Below are 19186 nucleotides of genomic sequence, written 5' to 3' on the forward strand. Positions count from 1 at the left end.
AACTAAACCAAATAATATGGAGTTAAAAGATATTCAAAATTTAATAAAGTTTGTGGCGAAATCTGGCGCTAGCGAAGTAAAGTTAGAAATGGAAGATATAAAAATCACCATTAAAACGGGAAGCGAAGATCAAAAAGGTGAAACAACATACATTCAACAATTGCCTGCAATGACTGCTCCACAGCAACAAATGATGGCACAACCAGTTGAAACATCTGCACCCACTGTAGCTGTAGAAGCTGCCGAAGACTCAAAATTCATTACCATTAAGTCTCCAATTATTGGAACGTTCTATAGAAAACCATCACCAGATAAACCAATGTTTGTTGAAGTAGGAGCTTCTATAGGAACTGGAGATGTTTTATGTGTTATTGAAGCCATGAAACTTTTCAACGAGATTGAAAGTGAAGTGTCGGGTAAAATTGTGAAAGTTCTTGTAGACGACGCGTCTCCAGTAGAATTTGATCAACCACTATTTTTAGTAGACCCTTCATAATATTCAAATCCCTCCTGCTTCGAACTGTCGAAATCAGGGAACAACATTCAAAAGACCTCTTTCGAATGTTGAAACTATAGAGAAATATGTTTAAAAAGATATTAATAGCCAATAGGGGAGAAATTGCGTTACGTATTATTCGTACCTGCAAAGAGATGGGAATTAAAACAGTCGCGGTTTATTCAAAAGCTGACGAAGAAAGTTTACACGTTCGTTTTGCTGATGAAGCCGTTTGTATTGGCCCACCCCCAAGTAGTGAAAGTTACTTAAAGATTTCTAATATTATTGCTGCTGCAGAAATTACAAATGCAGATGCCATTCACCCAGGATATGGTTTTTTAGCTGAAAACTCTAAGTTTTCTAAAATTTGTGCCGAACACAATATCAAATTTATCGGTGCCTCTCCAGATATGATTGATAAAATGGGAGATAAGGCAACTGCTAAAGAAACCATGAAAGCTGCAGGAGTACCGTGTATTCCAGGAAGTGAAGGAATTATAAAAGATTTTGCCGAATGCCAACAACTTGCAAAAGAAGCAGGTTACCCAGTAATGTTAAAAGCAACTGCCGGAGGTGGAGGTAAAGGAATGCGTGCCGTTTGGAAAAAAGAAGAGCTTAAAAAAGCATGGGATGATGCGAGACAAGAAGCTGGCGCTGCTTTCGGAAATGACGGAATGTACCTTGAAAAATTGATTGAAGAGCCTCGTCATATTGAAATACAAATTGTAGGAGACAGCACAGGAAAAGCATGTCATTTAAGTGAACGTGATTGTTCTATTCAAAGACGTCATCAAAAACTGACAGAGGAAACTCCAAGTCCGTTTATGACCGATAAACTTCGTAACGATATGGGGCTAGCTGCTGTTAAAGCGGCAGAATATATTAAATATGAAGGTGCTGGAACCGTAGAGTTTTTGGTAGATAAGCATCGTAACTTCTACTTCATGGAAATGAATACACGTATCCAAGTAGAACACCCTATTACCGAGCAAGTAATCGATTTCGATTTAATTAGAGAACAAATTATGGTCGCTGCAGGAATTCCAATTTCTGGAAAAAACTACACTCCAAAATTACACTCAATCGAATGTCGTATCAACGCCGAAGATCCATATAATGATTTCCGTCCATCACCAGGGAAAATACAAGTATTACACGCCCCAGGAGGTCACGGAGTTCGTTTAGATACACATGTGTATGCAGGATATACCATTCCGCCAAACTACGATTCTATGATCGCAAAACTAATTACCACAGCACAAACACGTGAAGAGGCAATTAGCAAAATGAAAAGAGCATTGGACGAGTTTGTAATCGAAGGTGTAAAAACGACCATTCCTTTTCACCGTCAGTTAATGGATCATCCAGACTATGTTGCAGGTAATTACACCACAGCATTTATGAATACATGGCACATGAATCCGCCAGAAGAAGAGTAAAAACGGTTACCGTATATAACAAACACCAAATCCAAGACAAGATTTTTCTTTTTGGTTTGGTGTTTTTTTATGAAATTTAGTCAACAAAACGCCTATGAATTTATCTTATTGGGAACGAAAAACATGGCTTACAGATATCGATTATGCAATTGTAGGCAGTGGAATTGTTGGATTAAATTGTGCATTAGCACTTCGGAAAAAACATCCTAAAAGTAAAATTGTCGTTTTTGAAAGAGGCATTTTACCTAGCGGTGCAAGCACCAAGAATGCTGGTTTTGCTTGCTTCGGAAGTTTGTCTGAAATATTAGACGATCTAAAAACGCATTCTGAAGAAGAAGTAGTACAATTGGTTCGCGCCAGAGTTGAAGGACTTCAGTTGTTACGAAAAACACTGGGAGACACCCAACTTAACTATCTAGAATACGGCGGCTACGAATTGTTTTCAGAAAACGATAACTCCCTTTTTAACACCTGTTCTTCTAAAATCAATACCATAAACAAATTACTGAAACCCGTTTTTCAAGCTCCTGTTTTTTCAACCGTAAAGAATCCTTTTGGATTCCAAAACATCCATCCAACGCTAATTTTCAGTCAGTTTGAAGGTCAAATAGACACGGGAAGCATGATGCAAGGGCTCTTAAAAAAAGCTTCAGAAGCATCTATTTTGATTCTAAATGGGGTGGAAGTCACGCAAATTTCAGAACACACCAATTCCGTTTCTATACAACTGAATCATTCCGAAGAACTTTCAGTAAAAAACCTCAGCATTGCAACCAATGGCTTTGCAAAACAATTTTTAAACGAAGATGTAACTCCAGCGAGAGCACAAGTACTCATCACCAAACCCATCAAAAATCTCGCGATAAAAGGAACGTTTCATTTAGAAGAAGGTTATTATTATTTCCGAAATATCAACGACAGAATCCTCTTTGGAGGCGGTCGAAATCTTGATTTTTCTGCGGAAGAAACCATGCAAATGGAACTCACTTCGTTGGTTCAAAACAAGCTAGAATCGCTGCTAAACACAACAATTTTGCCCAATACATCGTTTGAAATAGACCATAGATGGAGTGGCATTATGGGCGTTGGAAAACAAAAAAAGCCCATTGTAAAACGCATTTCTGATCACGTAACCTGTGGGGTCCGAATGGGCGGAATGGGGGTTGCCATAGGAAGCTCTGTGGGGCAACAGTTGGCAAATCTAACAGCAGAATGAAACGACTTTTTCACTTTCTCTTTAAAATAGTACTTCTCTTTTTGGGTATCACGGTATTGTGGGTGGTGGCCTATAAATATGTGCCTGTACCGTACACGTCTCTAATGATCATACGCTCTTTTGAAAGTGACGATTCTTTCGACTTAAAACACCAATGGAAACCGATGGATGAGATTTCAAAGCAGTTACAACTGGCGGTGATTTGTGCGGAAGACCAATCGTTTTTAAAGCACAACGGGTTCGATTATAAAGCCATTGAAAAAGCCTACAAAGGCAATCAGGAAGGGAAAAGGATAAAAGGCGGAAGTACCATCTCACAGCAAACCGCTAAAAATGTTTTTTTATGGCCAGAACGCAGTTGGCTTCGGAAAGGGTTGGAAGTGTATTTCACCTTTCTCATTGAACAGCTTTGGAGCAAAGAACGCATTTTAGAAGTGTATCTTAATAGTATTGAAATGGGTAATGGTGTTTTTGGTGCCGAAGCCGCCTCGGAGTTTTGGTTTCATAAAAAGGCGAAACATTTAACACAATACGAAGCAGCATCGATCGCCGCAATTTTACCAAACCCTCGTAAATTCAGGGCTGCACCACGTACAAATTATATTGAGTCAAGAAAGACGTGGATTGTAAAACAGATGCGTAATTATGGTACTTTTGCGTTAAAAGAACTAGAAACCAAATGACCGTTAAAGAACTGAAAGCAGCTTTGTTGGAACAGTGTTCGCAAGTAGCGGCACATCGATACCAAAAGATTAAGGAAACCATCGCAGGCATCGTAGAATCATTAGAAGAAGAGTCTAAAAGTAGTGCGGGCGATAAGCACGAAACGGGCAGAGCCATGCTCCAAATTGATCGTGAAAATGCCGGAAAGCAATTGCAAGAAATAGAAAACCTATTGGCAATTGTTCGTAAAATAGATATTTCGTCAAGTTCCGATTATACGCGTTTGGGAAGCCTAGTGTATACCAATCAAGCGACTTATTTTATCGGAATCTCAATCGGTGCAGTGGTAATTAGCAAAACAACCTATTACTGTGTGGCATTGCACTCGCCAATAGGAGCGATGCTTTCGGGTAAGAAAAAAGGAGACAGTTTTGTGTTTAATGAAAAAGAGTATAAAGTAACGAGTGTAAAGTAGGTTACAACCACACTTTTTCAGTTTCTGTTGCGTCTAAAATATCAATAGTTAATGCTAGTGCTATGTGTTTTGCTACTTTAAAAGCATCTTCCTTATCATCTGTGACGTAGGTTTCAATGTGCTTATTTTTGTTGTAAAAAAGATTTAATTTATAGACTTCAAAACCAAGATTTGCTTCAGCAGCAATAACCCTAGCTCTACTTTTTTTAATAGTTTTAAACACAGAAACATATTCTATTTCGGGAAGCTTTTTCCACGAACCAAAATTTATGGCAAACACGGAGTAAATATTACGATATCTTTTTTCTTGTAAATCTAATTCAAAACCTTCTCTAAGTGCTAGTTTTAAAGCAGCTCCTAATAAAACAAGTCCAAATAAAGTACCTTGAAAAAATAAATACACAGCAAACAACGACAAGACAATAGCAAAAATCACTTTGATTGTAGGTATAGGCTGTAAATGACGGATGTTGTAGTTCATATTTAAAAAACTAGAAGCAACACCAATGTAATAAGTGCAGGAAGGGCTTGTACAAAGAATATTTTTTTGTCGGCGGTAAGCGATCCGTAGATTCCAGCAATAGCGACGCAGCTTACAAAAAACAAGGCAATGTTGGTGTACCAAATAGGATCGGTGATAAAGAACGTCCATATAAGTCCGGCAGCTAAAAACCCATTGTACAATCCTTGATTTCCAGCCATGACTTTGGTGGGTTCAAAAAGGTCTTTAGGGAATGAGCTAAATACTTTACGTCCTTTTGTAGTCCATGCAAACATTTCAAACCACATAATATAGCAGTGTAAAAAGGCGATAATTCCAATTAATATTTTGATAGTTAGTTGCATAATTTATTGTTTTTGAAGAAAAAGAGTAGTGTTTGGTTCTAGTTCTTCGGAATGTATAAAAAACACTACTTGCGTGTTCCAAGTAGCTTCAATTAAGTAATAATGTCCTCGAAAATACGCTTTTTTTACGGTTACCTCTAGTTTTGTTGTTGCTTTTGAAGGTACAAGTTGGTGCGGAAGCAATACCAATTCTTCCGAAGCAGTTTCCGAAGAAAACAAGTCTGAAGGCAGTATAGTCACCTCACCGAAAAACCCTTTTTGATAAGCTGTTTTTAAGTTAGAGAACACCGTTTCTGGCGTTCCGCAAAGCTCTTCTTGTCCGTTCCGAAGCAATAGGATGCGATCTGCAAAAGCAAGGGCTTCATCACTATCATGTGTTGCCGTGATACACATTATTTTGTTTTCTTTTAAATAATTGAAAAGGTTTCGACGTAATTTGTTTTTTCGAAAAGTGTCTATATTACTAAAGGGCTCATCAAGTAACAACAGCTTAGGCTCATTTGCAAGTGCTTTTGCAAGCGCCACGCGTTGTTTTTGACCGCCACTAAGGTTTTTCACCAAAGTGTTTTCAAAAGGAATTAAATCGACCACAGTAAGCAATTCTTGTACACGAACGGCATCTTTATCACTATCCAAACGTGAAAGATGGGTTGCAATATTTTCAGCAACAGTAATAAAAGGCATCACATTAAATTCTTGTGCGACGAGCTTCATAAAAGTTTCGCCCGGAATTAAATGATGTGTCGGTCCCAATAGTAGCGTATTGTCCCAGTGAATGCTTCCACGATTAAGGTGTAGCAATCCGTAAACAAGATGTAAAACGGTCGATTTTCCGCAGCCACTTTCGCCTAAAATAGCAAGATGTTCTCCTGCATTTAGTTTAAAATGAATGTCTTTTAGAATTTCCTTTTCAGAATATCCAAAAGAGTCGATGCTAACATTGAGCATAAAAGCGCCTCAGTTTTAATGGTAGAATAGGAATTTCTAACGATTGTTTGTTATTCTTTAACTCCTTTAGTTACTTTTTCGGGTAATACTTCGTAGCCCATATTGTAAAGCGTAAATCCAAAAATATCGGCATATTGCTCAATTGTTTTGCTTACAGGCGTTCCAGCACCGTGTCCGGCATCTGTTTCAATACGAATTAACACAGGATTGTTTCCAGTTTGTTTTTCTTGTAGTTCGGCCGCAAATTTAAAACTATGCGCTGGCACCACACGATCGTCATGATCTCCCGTAGTAATAAGTGTCGCTGGATATTCAACCCCTTCTTTAACATTGTGCACAGGCGAGTATCCTTTTAGGTATTCGAACATTTCTTTATTGTCTTCCGAAGTACCATAATCATACGCCCATCCTGCACCTGCAGTAAATGTATGGTAACGTAACATGTCTAATACTCCCACAGCGGGCAATGCTACTTTCATTAAGTCGGGACGTTGTGTCATGGTAGCACCAACCAATAAACCACCGTTTGAACCACCTCTAATAGCAAGGTAGTCTTTAGAAGTATATTTATTGTCGATAAGGTATTCTGCAGCAGCGATAAAGTCGTCAAAAACGTTTTGCTTTTTTAATTGTGTTCCTGCATCGTGCCATTGTTTACCATATTCGCCACCACCACGTAAATTTGGAACGGCATACACGCCGCCTTGTTCCATCCATACCGCATTGGTAATACTAAAACTAGGCGTTAAGCTAATGTTGAAACCACCATATCCGTATAAAATAGTTGGGTTTTTACCGTCTAGTTTTAACCCTTTTTTGTGGGTGATTATCATAGGTACTTTTGTACCATCTTTAGAGGTGTAAAATACTTGATTGCTTTCATAGTTTTCTGGATTGAAATCTATTTTTGGCTTTCGGTATAATTCTGAAGTCCCTGAAGCAATATCGTATTTGTAAATACTTCCTGGCGTTACATAGTTGGTAAAACTGTAGTATAGTTCAGTATCTTCTTTTTTAGCACCAAATCCACCCACACTTCCTACACCTGGTAAAGCAACATCTCTCACGAGTTTTCCGTCGTAATCGTATTGTTTTACTTTGGAAACAGCATCTACCATGTATTCTGAGAAGAAATAACCTCCCGCAGTTGACGGACTCAACACATGCTCCGTTTCAGGAATAAAGTCAACCCAATTTTCAGGCGACGGGTTGGAAGCGTCTACCGTTACAATTTTCTTGTTTGGTGCGTTTAAGTTGGTAACAATAAACAATTTTGAACCCACATTTTCAATGATGTACGAATCAGAATTTGTATGGTCTAAAATCGTTACAAACTTACTGTCTGGCTTGGTTAAATCTTTCAGAAATAACTTGTTTCCAGAGGTAGAAACACTTGCCGATACTTGTAAATAATGATTGTCTTCACTTACATTTCCACCAACATACCGATGTTTTTCAGAAGGAATTCCGCCAAAAACTAATACGTCCTCTTTTTGAGAAGTTCCTAATTTATGATAGTACAATTTATGCTGATCTGTTTTTGCTGAAAGCTCACTTCCTTTAGGTTTGTCGTAACTTGAATAGTAAAACCCATCATTAGCTTTCCAAGAAAGGCCTCCAAATTTTACATCTACAAGGGTATCTTCAACAATGGTTTTAGTTTCGGTTTGCATCACCAATACTTTTCGCCAGTCGCTACCGCCTTCAGAAATACTATAGGCCAAATACCCACCATCTTCAGAAAAGCTAATGTTTCCTAACGAAATTGTTCCATCTTCTTTAAACGTATTAGGGTCTAAAAAGACTTCCGCAGTGCTAGGATCCTCACCTGTTTTATACCGATAAATGACATACTGGTTTTGAAGTCCGTCGTTTTTATAGAAATACGTATAGTCACCCTCTTTAAAAGGTGCCCCTACTTTTTCATAATTCCACAGTGAAGAAAGGCGTTCTTTCAGCTCTTCACGAAACGGAATTTTATCTAAATAGCCATAGGTAACTTCATTAACATCTTTTACCCAAGCTTCAGTTTCTGCGCTTTTATCGTCTTCTAACCAGCGATATGGGTCTTTAACGTCTACCCCAAAATAAGTATCTACAGTGTCAACTTTTTTTGTTTCTATATATTTCACAGTGGACATTTCTTTTTTAGGTTCTTCAGTTTTACAGCCAAAAATAGTAAAGACCAATATAAAAGGAGTAAGTGTTTTTATCATATCTGAGTGTTTAATCCTTGTAAATGTAAGTAAAACTACCTTTTCAAGATGTTATAAAAATGTTAGAGCCGTTTAGTTTTTCTGAAAATTTAGAACAGAGGTTTGTATACTTTCCAGTGTTTGTAGATTAAAATTACATTGATAACTGCAATTACCAAGGCTCCTCCAATGGCAGGAAGATCTAGAAACAGATGAAACAAAACAATATTTACTGAAATTGGTGCGAGCAATAACAACGCAAACGGTACGGCTTTATTAAATAAAAGCAAAAGTCCTATAATAACTTCGAGTGCACCTACAATCGGTAATACGTATCCTGTGGCTTGTAATGAGGACATAAAATTGTCAGCATCTACAGGGAGTTCTGGCATGGGCATAAAGCCGATAAATTTATTTAGTCCAAAAACGATTAATCCTAACGCTAATATAAAACGAAGGATTTTAGTAAAAGTTGAATTCATATGAGATGGTTTTAAGTGTTCCCCTTAAAGATACTTAAAAAAACAAAACTCAGCTCCAATTATTTGAAACTGAGTTTATCCTATAAAATCACTATACTTTTAATCGGTTTTAGACAAGCTTATGTGCCACTAAATATTCGGCAATTTGAACCGCGTTGGTTGCAGCACCTTTCCGAAGGTTGTCACTCACAATCCACATGTTTAAAGTGTTCGGTTGCGTTTCGTCGCGACGCAATCTCCCTACAAAAACCTCATCCTTATCGTTAGCATACAAAGGCATTGGATAGGTATTGGTGTCTGGATTGTCTTGTACTGTAATTCCTGGAGTGTCGTGTAATAATTTACGAACATCACTTAAGTCAAAGTCGTTTAAAAACTCCACATTAACCGATTCACTGTGTCCTCCTGCGGTTGGAATTCGAACTGCCGTTGCAGAAACAGAAAAAGTACGATCGTCAAGAATTTTTTGAGGCTCGCGCGCTAATTTCATTTCTTCTTTGGTGTATCCGTTCTCTTCAAACACATCACAATGAGGGATGGCATTTCTGTGAATTGGATAATGATAGGCCATTTCTCCTTTTACGCCTGCCATTTCATTTTCCATTTGTTGTACGGCTTTAACCCCTGTTCCAGAAACAGATTGATAGGTAGAAACAACAACACGCTTCATTTTATATTTTTTGTGAAGTGGAAACAATGCCAATACCATCTGAATGGTCGAGCAGTTTGGATTTGCAATAATTTTATCGGCTGCGGTTAATGACGAAGCATTAATTTCTGGAACCACTAATTTTTTGGTAGGATCCATTCGCCATGCCGATGAGTTATCGATAACGGTGGTTCCTGCTTCCGCAAATTTAGGCGCCCATTCTAGAGACGTCGATCCTCCTGCTGAAAAAATTGCGATTTCAGGTTTTGCTTCAACAGCGGTTTTCAAGCCAATCACGGTATGTGGTTTGCCCTTAAATGTAAGTTGCTTTCCTACAGAAGCTTCAGAAGCAACTAACAGTAGTTCAGAAATTGGAAAATTACGTTCTTCAAGAACTCTCAACATCACGGCTCCCACCATTCCAGTGGCACCAATAAGGGCTATTTTCATACGATTATATTATTTAAAAATTCAAAAATAGTTCAAACGAGTTTATTTCTTCAGAATAAAAGCATAAAAAAACCCTCCTGAAAACAGAAGGGTTTGGTTAAAATAAATAGTGTAGCGGTATACTACGTCTTATTTTTTAAGAGCGTCTCTTATTTCTTTCAATAAATCATTGTCTGAAGGACCTGCTGGAGCTGCTGGAGCTGGAGGTGTTTTAGTTTTGTTGTATGCTTTTACAATCATAAACAATACAAATCCAACAATAATTAAATTAATAATCGCATTAATCCATTTTCCGTACATGATTGCATTTTCTGCTTTCGTTACAGTTCCGTCTGCTGCAACTACAGCTTCGTCAAGTACTACTTTCATATCTGCAAAATCTACTCCTCCAGAGAAGTGACCTACAAGTGGCATCATAATATCGTTAACAAATCCGCTAACTACAAGGCCCATGGCGCCTGCAAGTAAAACCGCTACCGCTAAATCGATAACGTTTCCGGTCATAATGAAATTCTTAAATTCTTTTAACATGTTTGATAGGTTTATGAGTTAATAAGTTTCAAAACTACATAAAAAAGTAGTGTTTTTAACAAACAGTAGTGCATGAGGTCACTATTTTCGACATACCACACGTTTTACACGCTGAGAAACCGCTGTAAGCAACTCATAAGGGATGGAATTGATTGATTCTGAAAGCTTTTCGGCAGTTGGGTTCTTCCCAAACACAATCACTTCATCGCCTTCTTCACAGGTAATTTCGCTAATATCTACCATGATCATGTCCATACATACATTTCCAACAATAGGGGCTTTTCTGCCATGTATGGTTACCCATCCTTTTCCATTTCCAAAGGCACGACTAATTCCGTCGGCATGACCAATAGGAAGCGTTGCCGTTTTGGTTACTTCGGAAGCACTAAAGGCCCTGTTGTAGCCTACCGTTTCGCCAGCTTCAATGGTATGAATTTGAGAAATAACCGTTTTTAACGTAGCAATAGGAATAAGATGTTTGTTTTCTTCGTCGCTATTTCCAAAACCTTGCAATCCAATTCCTGTTCGAACCATGTCGTATTGTGCTTCAGGATAATTTACAATTCCGGAAGTGTTAAGGGTATGTAACAAAGGTTTGTAGCCTAGTTTTGCTGAAAGTTTTTCTGAAATACTTCGGAAACGGTCTAGTTGCTGTTGTGTAAACGGTTTTTCTGAAAGATCTTCGCTGGCTGCCAAATGTGAAAACGCCGATTTTACCACAACACTATTTGTTTTTGCAACTGTTTCAGCAATAAAAGAAATATCACTTTCTGTGAAGCCTAGTCGGTTTAGTCCCGTGTTAAATTTTAAGTGAATAGGATACTGCTTTTGTTGCTTACCTTCCGCGAATGCGATAAAATCGGTTAGCATTTTCCGAGAATAAATACTCGGCTCCAAACATCTATTAATAATGGGTTCAAAGTTGGCAGGCAACGGGTGCAGCACCAAAATAGGTGTTTCGATAGCTGCGTTTCGTAAAACCTCTCCTTCCGAAGCATAGGCAACAGCAAAGTAATCGACGCCTAATGGCACTAATTCTTTCGCCATAGCAACGGCATCACTTCCGTAGCCATAGGCTTTTACAACCGCCAAAACCTTCGTGGTTGGTTTTAATTTTGCAGTTAGATAGCGATAGTTATGAGCCAATGCCGTTAGATCGATCTCAAGGAGGGTTTCGGTAGCTTTCGACATGAATTAGTCTTTCTTTTTTGAAGATAAATCTTCAGAATCTTTAACGTCTAACTTATTTATTTTTTCACGAAGCATAGCTTTGTAGTATGCAGCTCTGCTTAAAGGTTCGTATTCTTCGGTTTCACCCAGAAGCACCAAGTCTTCACTTTTTGCTTTTCGATAGCTGTAATGTGCAAGATTTCCAGTTCGGGTACACACCGCGTGCACTTTGGTTACATACTCTGCCGTTGCCATTAACGCAGGCATTGGTCCAAACGGGTTTCCTTTAAAATCCATATCCAATCCAGCAACAATAACACGTACGCCACGATTGGCAAGGTCGTTACAGACTTTTACAATCTCGTCATCAAAAAATTGTGCTTCATCAATTCCAACGACATCACAATTATCGGCTAAAATAGGAATGTTCGCCGCGGCGGGAACAGGTGTCGATCTAATTTCATTGCTATCGTGTGATACTACATTTTCTTCGTCGTATCGAACATCGACCGCAGGTTTGAAAATTTCGACGCGTTGTCTCGCAAATTGGGCGCGTTTCAGTCTTCGTATCAATTCTTCTGTTTTTCCAGAAAACATAGAACCACAAATCACTTCAATCCAACCAAACTGCTCTTTTTGATTTACTGTATTTTCGAGAAACATATATTCATTTTAGGCAAAATATCCATTATTGAACTGCTTTTAGTCGCGAAAAGTCTGTTAAGAATGCCTCTTGTAGTAATTAATAGATTGTGTTACACAAGAAAACAAAAATAGTTGACGTTTACATAAAGGATGCGTAAATTTATAAAAACAAAATAGAGAAAAAGAGAATAATTTCAAAAGTTATGAAATGAGCCTTACGAGAAGGGTTCGTGTATTTTATTTTTTTATATCCCATTAATTTTTGAAGAAAAAACAACCCGTTTAATGAAAAATAAAATTCGTTTAGAGATTGTTGAATTAGCGAAGCAATTAATTGAAGAAGAGAAAACCTTCGATGCGACTGTCGCAAAGAAGCGTTTGGCAAAACTTCAAGAAAAAGTCACTATTTTAAGTTATTTAGAAGCGCAAATTGGAGATAGTACACCTATACCTCAGCTTTCAGAACAACCACAATCTTTAGACTCTAAAAGTTTTAGAGAAGAAAATTGGTTTAAAGAACCTGAACCTTTGCCGCAAGCTACCCATAAAGAGGATTTGGTTGAACCGTTGATTGAAAAAATTAAAGACTTGGTGGCGCAGATGCCAGAGGAGTCGCAACGCGTTGACGATTTGTTAGAAGAGGTGCTTCCGCAGAAAAAATTTGTAAAAAACGATTTGGAAGAGTTTGCTGCAACGTACCAACAAACTCCTACGTTTGAGCGTAAAGAAAAGGAAGTTCCTTCGGAAACACCAAAGGCGCCGACAAACAATACCGTTGAAGGAAAACCGAGGTCTATTAATGATACTGTTAACAAAGGCTTGCAAATTGGATTGAACGATCGCCTTGCTTTTGTGAAGCATTTATTTAATGATAGCATAGAGGATTACACTCGCGTTTTGTCGCAAATCAATACCATGGATACCTTTGACCAAGCTTCAGAATTTATTAAAGGTCAAGTAAAACCAGACTATAATTATTGGCTTAAAAAAGAAGAATATTCGGAACGGTTTATGCAAATTATAGAGAAAAGCTTTAATTAAGTGTATGGGGAAATTATACCTTGTTCCAACGCCTATTGGAAACTTGAAAGACATGACTTTTAGGGCTGTTGAAGTATTACAAGAAGTAGATCTTATTTTAGCTGAAGACACACGTACCAGCGCGAAATTATTGAAGCATTTTGAAATCACAACGCATATGCACTCGCACCATATGCACAACGAACACAAAACAACCGAATCAATCGTTCAACGCTTAATTGCTGGCGAAAATATTGCTCTTATTAGTGATGCAGGAACTCCTGCTATAAGCGACCCTGGGTTTTTGTTAACGCGCGCTTGTGTAGAAGCAGGCATTGAAGTTGATTGTTTGCCTGGAGCGACAGCATTTGTGCCAGCCTTGGTAAATAGCGGACTCCCAAACGACAAATTTGTATTTGAGGGATTTTTGCCCGTTAAAAAAGGACGTCAGACACGATTGTTGCTTCTTGCTGAAGAAACAAGAACCATTATTTTATACGAATCGCCACACAAACTTCTGAAAACACTCGGTCAATTGGTTGAATTTTTTGGAGCCGACAGAAGTATTTCGGTGTCTAGAGAGCTTACCAAATTACACGAAGAAACGGTTCGAGGTACGGCTGAAGCTGTTTTAAAACATTATGAAGCAAAGCCTCCCAAAGGTGAGATTGTGATTATTGTAGGCGGAAAAAAATGAAACAACTCTTAGCAAATATTCGAGCCTGCGAAGTTTGCAAAGAACACCTTCCGTTAGGACCAAGACCTATTGTAGCGGCGCACAAAAACGCACGAGTTATAATTATTGGCCAAGCGCCAGGAACAAAAGTGCATGAAACTGGAATTCCGTGGGACGATCCTAGTGGAAAACAACTTCGGAGGTGGTTAAACGTAACCGATCAAACTTTTTACGATGCTTCAAAAATAGCGTTGGTGCCTATGGGATTCTGTTATCCTGGAAAAGGGAAAAGTGGTGACTTACCACCAAGACCTGAATGTGCTCCACTATGGCATGAGGATTTACTTAACGAAATGCCACATGTAAAACTCGTTATTTTAATTGGAATGTACGCGCAGAAATATTACTTAGGAAAGACTGCGGAAAAAAATCTTACCGCAACCGTTAAAAATTACAAAGCATACCTTCCGAAGTATTTTCCATTGCCACATCCGTCACCTAGAAATAGATTCTGGCTAACTAAAAATCCGTGGTTTACTGAAACTGTTGTACCCGAACTTCAGAAAAAAACAAAAGAGGCACTCTCTTAAAGTACCTCTTTTAGTCTCGTGCGTTTTTTTAAAACGTACTTATTATGATTGTATTTATGATAAGACAGTATGAAGGTCACGCTTTGTAAAAGCGTACCAAGTTAAAAATCTTATTTGTGTTTTCCTTCGTTCCAGCCTGTTTTGCCAAGGTATTGGTTTCCACTTTCAACAGCGCCATCTTCAATTGTGGTTCCCATAGAGTCGTTCCATCTATTTAGGTATCCAAACAAAGAAATAACCCCTAACATTTCTACAATTTCACCTTCATTCCAGTGTTCGTACAAGCGTTTTTTAATGGTTTCATCAACTTGATTTGGCACTTGAGAAGCTTGCAACGAAAAATCTAAGGCAGCGCGTTCTGCTTCAGAAAAAGCAGGATGTGTTCGGTACTCCCAAATATTATCTAATTGTTCTTGTTCAGCTCCGTATCGTTCCGCAGCACGAATGGCATGTGCCTGGCAATAGCGACACCCTGTTGCATTACTACTTACCCAAGCAATCATTCTTTTTAACGCTGAGGTTACCCGACCTTCATTTGCCATAACGGCTTTGTTGAGATTGATAAACGCTTTACTTATAGCAGGGCGATGCTGCATGGTAAGTACGCTATTGGGACAAAATCCTAAGGTTTCATTAAAAAATTCGGCTAATTGTTTTGTGTCGTTGTCGTGATCTGCTGAGAGCGGTGTTACTAAAGGCATGGGTTTTTTTTAAAGTTTCAGAAAACCGAAAATACAAATATCAAAATGTAAAAACGAACTAGTTTAGATTTAATTTTTAAATAGAAACGGCTGCTAGAAAAATTAAATTTCTAACAGCCGTTTTTAGGATTCGTTATTTTCTTTAAAGATTATCTACAGAACAAAACTCTGTCCCAAATACCTTGGTGTTGGTCTTCACCATCGGTAAGGTTTAATTCTACGTTTAAGAGAATTTCATAAGCACAAGGCTTCAAGTCGCCAAATTCTCCTATATAACTTACCGTCCCATAAGCTTCTTCTCCGGGCGATGGAAATACAATAGGGTCGAAGGTGTTGGTCGCTCCTTGTCCTGTGAATTTTAACCAAACAGACCCTAAGTTTGGATTCGCAGCGGTATATTTTACATGAATATCATTCACAATTTTATTACAACCTCCTCCAATTAATTCTTGAAGATCGATAGAGGCAATACCTAATTCGTTACTAGCACTTGGTAACCAAGACCCTCCTTGTGGCACATTTTGATATTCGGTATTAAAAATGGCTAAGGCTCTAGAAAATCCAGCTTGTATTTCTGTAGCACTGTTTCCTTTTTCGCGCTTTAACATGCGTAGTATAAAGTACTTATTTTTTTGTAAGCTATCAGAAGGACTAGGTGCAGGAAGAACAGATGTCTCTCCAGGTTTCATTCCAGCCACGTCTATGGTATCATTTAGAACTAATGAATTTGAAATGAGTTTAATTAAAGAGCCATTGAAGCTAAAAGGAAATCCACCGGTATATTGAGGCACCTCTATCCAATTGTCTGCAGTAACCTCAACTTTAATTTCATTACCGTAAATGGTAGGAGAAGTGGTTCCGCCAATTTTAAAAGAATTATACTTTACCACAGGAAAGATCTGTGTTGTTTGTGTTGCAATTTCTGTTTTTGCAATTTGTCCAGCAACAACATCATTCCAAATTAAACCAGGAGAATTTACATCAAATGAAGGGTCGTCTACCTTTGCATATTGAAATTTGTACTCTACTGGTTGTCCGTTCAATGTTTGAGATAACGAACCTCTTAGGTCTAAAGTGTTATAAAATGCTTGGTCATTCCAACTTGCTTCTGCTTTTCCTGTAGTTCTTCCCGTAGCGGGATCTATATTTAATACAGGATGGTACTTTCTATTGTATCCAATTTGATAAAATAAAGCTGGCGGATCTTGTTGTGTCGTTGGAGCTTCTTTTAAGCAAAGGGCTACACACAGGCAATTCCCCACATTTTTTCGACTTGGTTTTTGTGCTTCGGAAGGATTTTCAGCAAAAAACTCGGAACCACTAATGGCAAATTTGAAATAAACATCTGGACCATTGTCAAAACTGAAAACAGGCGTTGTTTCCATATTAATCCAAGGCGATAAAAATGTTTTCTTGAAGTCGATAGAGCGATAGAAAATACAAAATTGTCCGTTGTTTTTAGTTGTAGCACTTCCCAAACGATCGTCGGTAATGATGTCGTCGTCCATGGCAATAACTTCAATTCCGGAGAGCGGTTGTTGCGATTCACAATTTGTTACTGTTCCGCAGATTACCCAAATGTCTAATCGTTTTAAAATATAACACCAAACACGAGAGGTTAGTTTAAAACTCCAACCTGCTTCCAAACCATTATTGGTTTCACGCCATTTAGGATGAATAATATCTATTAATACTTCAAAAGTGCTGAAGTTTTTTGGTGCTGAAGTATCGCCTTGTCCGTAGTCTGGTACTTCGTCATAAAACAAGGATACTGCAACAGCGCTGCCCGAATACTTTGTTCGATCTCCGTCTATCTTAAACTCGTAGTTTCCGTTTGCATCTGTTGTTGTTTCCGCAATAAGTTGGGCTTTTCGGTTTTTAATTTCTTTGGCTTCAAATATTTGAATAAGCTCTTTACTTTGCGCAGATGTATATGCTGTAGCTGCATTTATGTCGTCTTTTAGGCTATACAATCGTACTTTCGTATGAGCGATAGCGTTTTCATGTGCATCACAAATTGCTGTAAACAATTTGCCCTTTAGTCTGTAAATCATAACAATAGTTTTTAATGAATAAATAAATGAGTAATGTATTGATTGTGAGGTGCTAAATTAATACAGAGATGCATCTTAAGCAGTAGGTAATTAGCTGATTATTAGCGGTTAACACCTATAAATTTTTGAAGGAAAAGAACTCTTTTTATATAAGTGTATTTCCTTTTATTCTGAAAAATGAAAGATTGTAGATGGATTTCGTACTTTTAAACCTTCTACTTCCCTTATTTAAAATGACCATAACATATGCGTTGGACTTTGTATCCGAAACCCGATCCTCAAAAAATAAATGAGTTAACTGAAGCCCTTGGTATAGACTCTAATATTGCTTCTTTATTATTGCAACGAGGGATTGAAACCTTTGAAGAGGCAAAAGATTTTTTCCGTCCGAGTTTAGACAATTTGCACGATCCTTTTTTAATGAAGGATATGGATAAGGCAGTTGCTCGAATTGAAAAAGCGATTGCAAACCAAGAAAACATTTTAGTGTATGGCGATTACGATGTAGATGGTACTACAAGTGTAGCTTTAGTTGCTTCCTATTTAAAAACTTATTATCCAAAAGTTCACACCTATATTCCCGATCGCTATGACGAAGGATATGGAGTTTCATACCTCGGAATCGATTTTGCTGCCGATAATGATTTTTCGCTCATTATTGCTTTAGATTGCGGTATAAAAGCCATAGAAAAGGTGGCGTATGCTTCAGAAAAAGGGGTAGATTTCATTATTTGTGATCACCATAGACCGGGTCCAGAAATTCCAAAAGCGATTGCCGTCTTAGATCCGAAACGTGAAGATTGTGCGTATCCGTACAAGGAACTTTGTGGGTGTGGTGTTGGGTTTAAACTAATTCAAGCACTTTCAGAAAAGAGAGGTTTAGTCCTCGATGATTTGCTATTGTATTTAGATTTAGTTGCTACTGCTATTGGTGCTGATATTGTTCCAATAACGGGTGAAAATAGAATTTTGGCGTATTACGGACTTAAAGTGATTAATTCGAACCCTCGTAATGGGTTTAAGGCCATTCTAAAGCAATTAAAAAAAGAAACACTGACCATTACCGATGTTGTTTTTACCATTGCGCCTCGTATTAATGCGGCGGGAAGAATGAAACATGGAAATTATGCCGTTACCTTACTTACAGAAACCGATTTAAAATTGGCAGAAACCTACGCTGCAGAAATTGAAGTTTTTAATACCGATAGGAGGTCGGCCGATAAAGAAATTACAGAAGCTGCCTTGCTTCAAATCAAAAATAATAAAGAAGAAGACCGAAATACAACAGTTGTGTACGACCCAAGTTGGCACAAAGGAGTGATTGGGATTGTAGCGTCTCGTCTTACTGAAACGTATTACCGACCAACACTTGTGTTTACAAAAAGTGGCGACCGGCTTGCCGCGTCTGCTCGATCTGTAAAAGGGTTTGATGTGTATAATGCACTCGAGAGTTGTTCGGAACATATTGAACAATTTGGAGGGCATATGTATGCGGCAGGACTTACATTGCTTGAAAAGGATTTTGAAAATTTTAAAGCGGCTTTTGAACGTGTTGTTTCTGAAACGATAGAACCAAATATGCTTGTTCCAGAGATAAAAATTAATGAAGAGATCCATTTAAATGCGATTACGCCTAAATTCTACCGAATATTAAAGCAGTTTGCCCCTTTTGGTCCAGGAAATATGACACCTGTGTTTATGAGTCGTAATTTGAAGGATACGGGATGGGGAAAATGTGTAGGTGATGAAAAAAGTCATTTACGAATTACCGTACAACAAGATAATTCGCCACAGTTTGCATGTATTGGTTTCGGAATGGGAGATAAGCTAGCCATTGCAACAGGAGCAGAGCCTTTTAAAGCAGCGTATGTTATTGATGAGAATGAATGGCAAGGAACAATAAGTTTGCAGCTTCGGCTAAAAGATATTACGTTATAAAT

20 protein-coding genes are annotated in these 19186 nt (G+C 38.1%); 9 read left to right on the plus strand and 11 right to left on the minus strand.

Translation table 11 applies throughout. The features are described from left to right. Nucleotides 1-16 precede the first annotated feature (16 nt). From accB to BLQ00_RS04400, 5 genes are all read left to right on the plus strand, one after another. Nucleotides 17-496 carry an acetyl-CoA carboxylase biotin carboxyl carrier protein gene (gene accB / locus BLQ00_RS04380; protein WP_093140995.1) on the plus strand — a complete coding sequence of 160 codons (480 nt, stop codon included), beginning with the start codon at nucleotides 17-19 and terminating at the stop codon, nucleotides 494-496. Between the two features lie 86 nt (nucleotides 497-582). Continuing rightward, the gene (gene accC, locus BLQ00_RS04385; protein ID WP_093140998.1) at nucleotides 583-1935 is read left to right on the plus strand and encodes an acetyl-CoA carboxylase biotin carboxylase subunit; all 1353 of its coding nucleotides are present in this window, start codon (nucleotides 583-585) and stop codon (nucleotides 1933-1935) included. A gap of 94 nt (nucleotides 1936-2029) precedes the next feature. Next, the gene (locus BLQ00_RS04390; protein WP_093141000.1) at nucleotides 2030-3151 is read left to right on the plus strand and encodes an NAD(P)/FAD-dependent oxidoreductase; all 1122 of its coding nucleotides are present in this window, start codon (nucleotides 2030-2032) and stop codon (nucleotides 3149-3151) included. Further along, entirely contained in the window at nucleotides 3148-3834 is a 687-nt protein-coding gene (mtgA, locus tag BLQ00_RS04395) for a monofunctional biosynthetic peptidoglycan transglycosylase (RefSeq protein ID WP_093141003.1), read from the plus strand. The genes BLQ00_RS04390 and mtgA overlap by 4 nt, the downstream gene beginning before the upstream one ends. Further along, complete coding sequence (locus BLQ00_RS04400; protein WP_093141006.1) at nucleotides 3831-4289, plus strand: GreA/GreB family elongation factor; 459 nt, start codon at nucleotides 3831-3833, stop codon at nucleotides 4287-4289. The genes mtgA and BLQ00_RS04400 overlap by 4 nt, the downstream gene beginning before the upstream one ends. Before the next feature lies 1 nt (nucleotide 4290). Here the strand turns inward: BLQ00_RS04400 and BLQ00_RS04405 are convergent, their stop codons facing one another. The 9 genes from BLQ00_RS04405 to BLQ00_RS04445 form a co-directional block, all read right to left on the minus strand. Next, nucleotides 4291-4770 carry a hypothetical protein gene (locus tag BLQ00_RS04405; protein WP_093141009.1) on the minus strand — a complete coding sequence of 160 codons (480 nt, stop codon included), beginning with the start codon at nucleotides 4768-4770 and terminating at the stop codon, nucleotides 4291-4293. A 2-nt stretch (nucleotides 4771-4772) separates the two neighbouring features. Then, on the minus strand, nucleotides 4773-5135 hold the full coding sequence (locus BLQ00_RS04410) for a DUF1304 domain-containing protein (RefSeq protein ID WP_093141012.1): 363 nt from the start codon (nucleotides 5133-5135) through the stop codon (nucleotides 4773-4775). Between the two features lie 3 nt (nucleotides 5136-5138). Further along, the gene (locus tag BLQ00_RS04415) at nucleotides 5139-6083 is read right to left on the minus strand and encodes an ABC transporter ATP-binding protein (protein ID WP_093141015.1); all 945 of its coding nucleotides are present in this window, start codon (nucleotides 6081-6083) and stop codon (nucleotides 5139-5141) included. A gap of 50 nt (nucleotides 6084-6133) precedes the next feature. Then, nucleotides 6134-8299 carry a prolyl oligopeptidase family serine peptidase gene (locus BLQ00_RS04420; RefSeq protein WP_093141018.1) on the minus strand — a complete coding sequence of 722 codons (2166 nt, stop codon included), beginning with the start codon at nucleotides 8297-8299 and terminating at the stop codon, nucleotides 6134-6136. An 89-nt stretch (nucleotides 8300-8388) separates the two neighbouring features. Continuing rightward, on the minus strand, nucleotides 8389-8760 hold the full coding sequence (locus BLQ00_RS04425) for a DoxX family membrane protein (protein WP_093141020.1): 372 nt from the start codon (nucleotides 8758-8760) through the stop codon (nucleotides 8389-8391). A 109-nt stretch (nucleotides 8761-8869) separates the two neighbouring features. Continuing rightward, on the minus strand, nucleotides 8870-9859 hold the full coding sequence (locus BLQ00_RS04430; RefSeq protein WP_093141023.1) for an aspartate-semialdehyde dehydrogenase: 990 nt from the start codon (nucleotides 9857-9859) through the stop codon (nucleotides 8870-8872). 129 nt (nucleotides 9860-9988) lie between these two features. Beyond that, on the minus strand, nucleotides 9989-10390 hold the full coding sequence (gene mscL / locus BLQ00_RS04435; RefSeq protein WP_093141025.1) for a large conductance mechanosensitive channel protein MscL: 402 nt from the start codon (nucleotides 10388-10390) through the stop codon (nucleotides 9989-9991). Between the two features lie 81 nt (nucleotides 10391-10471). Beyond that, nucleotides 10472-11581 (minus strand): alanine racemase, encoded by a 1110-nt coding sequence (alr, locus tag BLQ00_RS04440; protein WP_093141028.1) that lies wholly within the window; start codon nucleotides 11579-11581, stop codon nucleotides 10472-10474. Nucleotides 11582-11584: 3 nt separating this feature from the next. Further along, on the minus strand, nucleotides 11585-12223 hold the full coding sequence (locus BLQ00_RS04445) for a thymidine kinase (protein WP_093141030.1): 639 nt from the start codon (nucleotides 12221-12223) through the stop codon (nucleotides 11585-11587). A 267-nt stretch (nucleotides 12224-12490) separates the two neighbouring features. On the opposite strand from BLQ00_RS04445, the gene BLQ00_RS04450 reads away from it, so the two are divergent. Genes BLQ00_RS04450 through BLQ00_RS04460 form a run of 3 tightly spaced genes read left to right on the plus strand, consistent with a single transcriptional unit; the run spans nucleotide 12491 to nucleotide 14491 of the window. Further along, entirely contained in the window at nucleotides 12491-13246 is a 756-nt protein-coding gene (locus BLQ00_RS04450) for a hypothetical protein (protein WP_093141033.1), read from the plus strand. A 4-nt stretch (nucleotides 13247-13250) separates the two neighbouring features. Beyond that, nucleotides 13251-13922 (plus strand): 16S rRNA (cytidine(1402)-2'-O)-methyltransferase, encoded by a 672-nt coding sequence (gene rsmI / locus BLQ00_RS04455; protein ID WP_093141034.1) that lies wholly within the window; start codon nucleotides 13251-13253, stop codon nucleotides 13920-13922. Beyond that, nucleotides 13919-14491 (plus strand): uracil-DNA glycosylase family protein, encoded by a 573-nt coding sequence (locus BLQ00_RS04460; RefSeq protein WP_093141037.1) that lies wholly within the window; start codon nucleotides 13919-13921, stop codon nucleotides 14489-14491. Before rsmI ends, BLQ00_RS04460 begins: the two co-directional genes overlap by 4 nt. A gap of 110 nt (nucleotides 14492-14601) precedes the next feature. Here BLQ00_RS04460 and BLQ00_RS04465 read toward each other — a convergent pair whose 3' ends face one another. Both BLQ00_RS04465 and BLQ00_RS04470 read right to left on the minus strand, forming a co-directional pair. Next, nucleotides 14602-15192, minus strand: a complete 591-nt coding sequence (locus tag BLQ00_RS04465; RefSeq protein WP_093141040.1) for a carboxymuconolactone decarboxylase family protein — start codon at nucleotides 15190-15192, stop codon at nucleotides 14602-14604. Nucleotides 15193-15341: 149 nt separating this feature from the next. Continuing rightward, complete coding sequence (locus BLQ00_RS04470; protein ID WP_093141043.1) at nucleotides 15342-17246, minus strand: hypothetical protein; 1905 nt, start codon at nucleotides 17244-17246, stop codon at nucleotides 15342-15344. Nucleotides 17247-17492: 246 nt separating this feature from the next. On the opposite strand from BLQ00_RS04470, the gene recJ reads away from it, so the two are divergent. Beyond that, on the plus strand, nucleotides 17493-19184 hold the full coding sequence (gene recJ, locus BLQ00_RS04475; RefSeq protein WP_093141046.1) for a single-stranded-DNA-specific exonuclease RecJ: 1692 nt from the start codon (nucleotides 17493-17495) through the stop codon (nucleotides 19182-19184). Nucleotides 19185-19186 lie beyond the last annotated feature (2 nt).

This window comes from Ulvibacter litoralis, assembly GCF_900102055.1.
Lineage (GTDB): Bacteria > Bacteroidota > Bacteroidia > Flavobacteriales > Flavobacteriaceae > Ulvibacter > Ulvibacter litoralis.

Coding starts and splice junctions, on each gene's coding strand:
- BLQ00_RS04445 (WP_093141030.1), bottom strand. CDS start 12,223: ATGTTTCTCGAAAATACAGTAAATCAAAAAGAGCAGTTTGGTTGGATT.
- alr (WP_093141028.1), bottom strand. CDS start 11,581: ATGTCGAAAGCTACCGAAACCCTCCTTGAGATCGATCTAACGGCATTG.
- BLQ00_RS04410 (WP_093141012.1), bottom strand. CDS start 5,135: ATGCAACTAACTATCAAAATATTAATTGGAATTATCGCCTTTTTACAC.
- recJ (WP_093141046.1), top strand. CDS start 17,493: ATGCGTTGGACTTTGTATCCGAAACCCGATCCTCAAAAAATAAATGAG.
- BLQ00_RS04450 (WP_093141033.1), top strand. CDS start 12,491: ATGAAAAATAAAATTCGTTTAGAGATTGTTGAATTAGCGAAGCAATTA.
- accC (WP_093140998.1), top strand. CDS start 583: ATGTTTAAAAAGATATTAATAGCCAATAGGGGAGAAATTGCGTTACGT.
- BLQ00_RS04430 (WP_093141023.1), bottom strand. CDS start 9,859: ATGAAAATAGCCCTTATTGGTGCCACTGGAATGGTGGGAGCCGTGATG.
- mscL (WP_093141025.1), bottom strand. CDS start 10,390: ATGTTAAAAGAATTTAAGAATTTCATTATGACCGGAAACGTTATCGAT.
- rsmI (WP_093141034.1), top strand. CDS start 13,251: ATGGGGAAATTATACCTTGTTCCAACGCCTATTGGAAACTTGAAAGAC.
- BLQ00_RS04400 (WP_093141006.1), top strand. CDS start 3,831: ATGACCGTTAAAGAACTGAAAGCAGCTTTGTTGGAACAGTGTTCGCAA.
- BLQ00_RS04425 (WP_093141020.1), bottom strand. CDS start 8,760: ATGAATTCAACTTTTACTAAAATCCTTCGTTTTATATTAGCGTTAGGA.
- BLQ00_RS04415 (WP_093141015.1), bottom strand. CDS start 6,083: ATGCTCAATGTTAGCATCGACTCTTTTGGATATTCTGAAAAGGAAATT.
- BLQ00_RS04460 (WP_093141037.1), top strand. CDS start 13,919: ATGAAACAACTCTTAGCAAATATTCGAGCCTGCGAAGTTTGCAAAGAA.
- BLQ00_RS04390 (WP_093141000.1), top strand. CDS start 2,030: ATGAATTTATCTTATTGGGAACGAAAAACATGGCTTACAGATATCGAT.
- BLQ00_RS04465 (WP_093141040.1), bottom strand. CDS start 15,192: ATGCCTTTAGTAACACCGCTCTCAGCAGATCACGACAACGACACAAAA.
- BLQ00_RS04420 (WP_093141018.1), bottom strand. CDS start 8,299: ATGATAAAAACACTTACTCCTTTTATATTGGTCTTTACTATTTTTGGC.
- mtgA (WP_093141003.1), top strand. CDS start 3,148: ATGAAACGACTTTTTCACTTTCTCTTTAAAATAGTACTTCTCTTTTTG.
- accB (WP_093140995.1), top strand. CDS start 17: ATGGAGTTAAAAGATATTCAAAATTTAATAAAGTTTGTGGCGAAATCT.
- BLQ00_RS04405 (WP_093141009.1), bottom strand. CDS start 4,770: ATGAACTACAACATCCGTCATTTACAGCCTATACCTACAATCAAAGTG.
- BLQ00_RS04470 (WP_093141043.1), bottom strand. CDS start 17,246: ATGATTTACAGACTAAAGGGCAAATTGTTTACAGCAATTTGTGATGCA.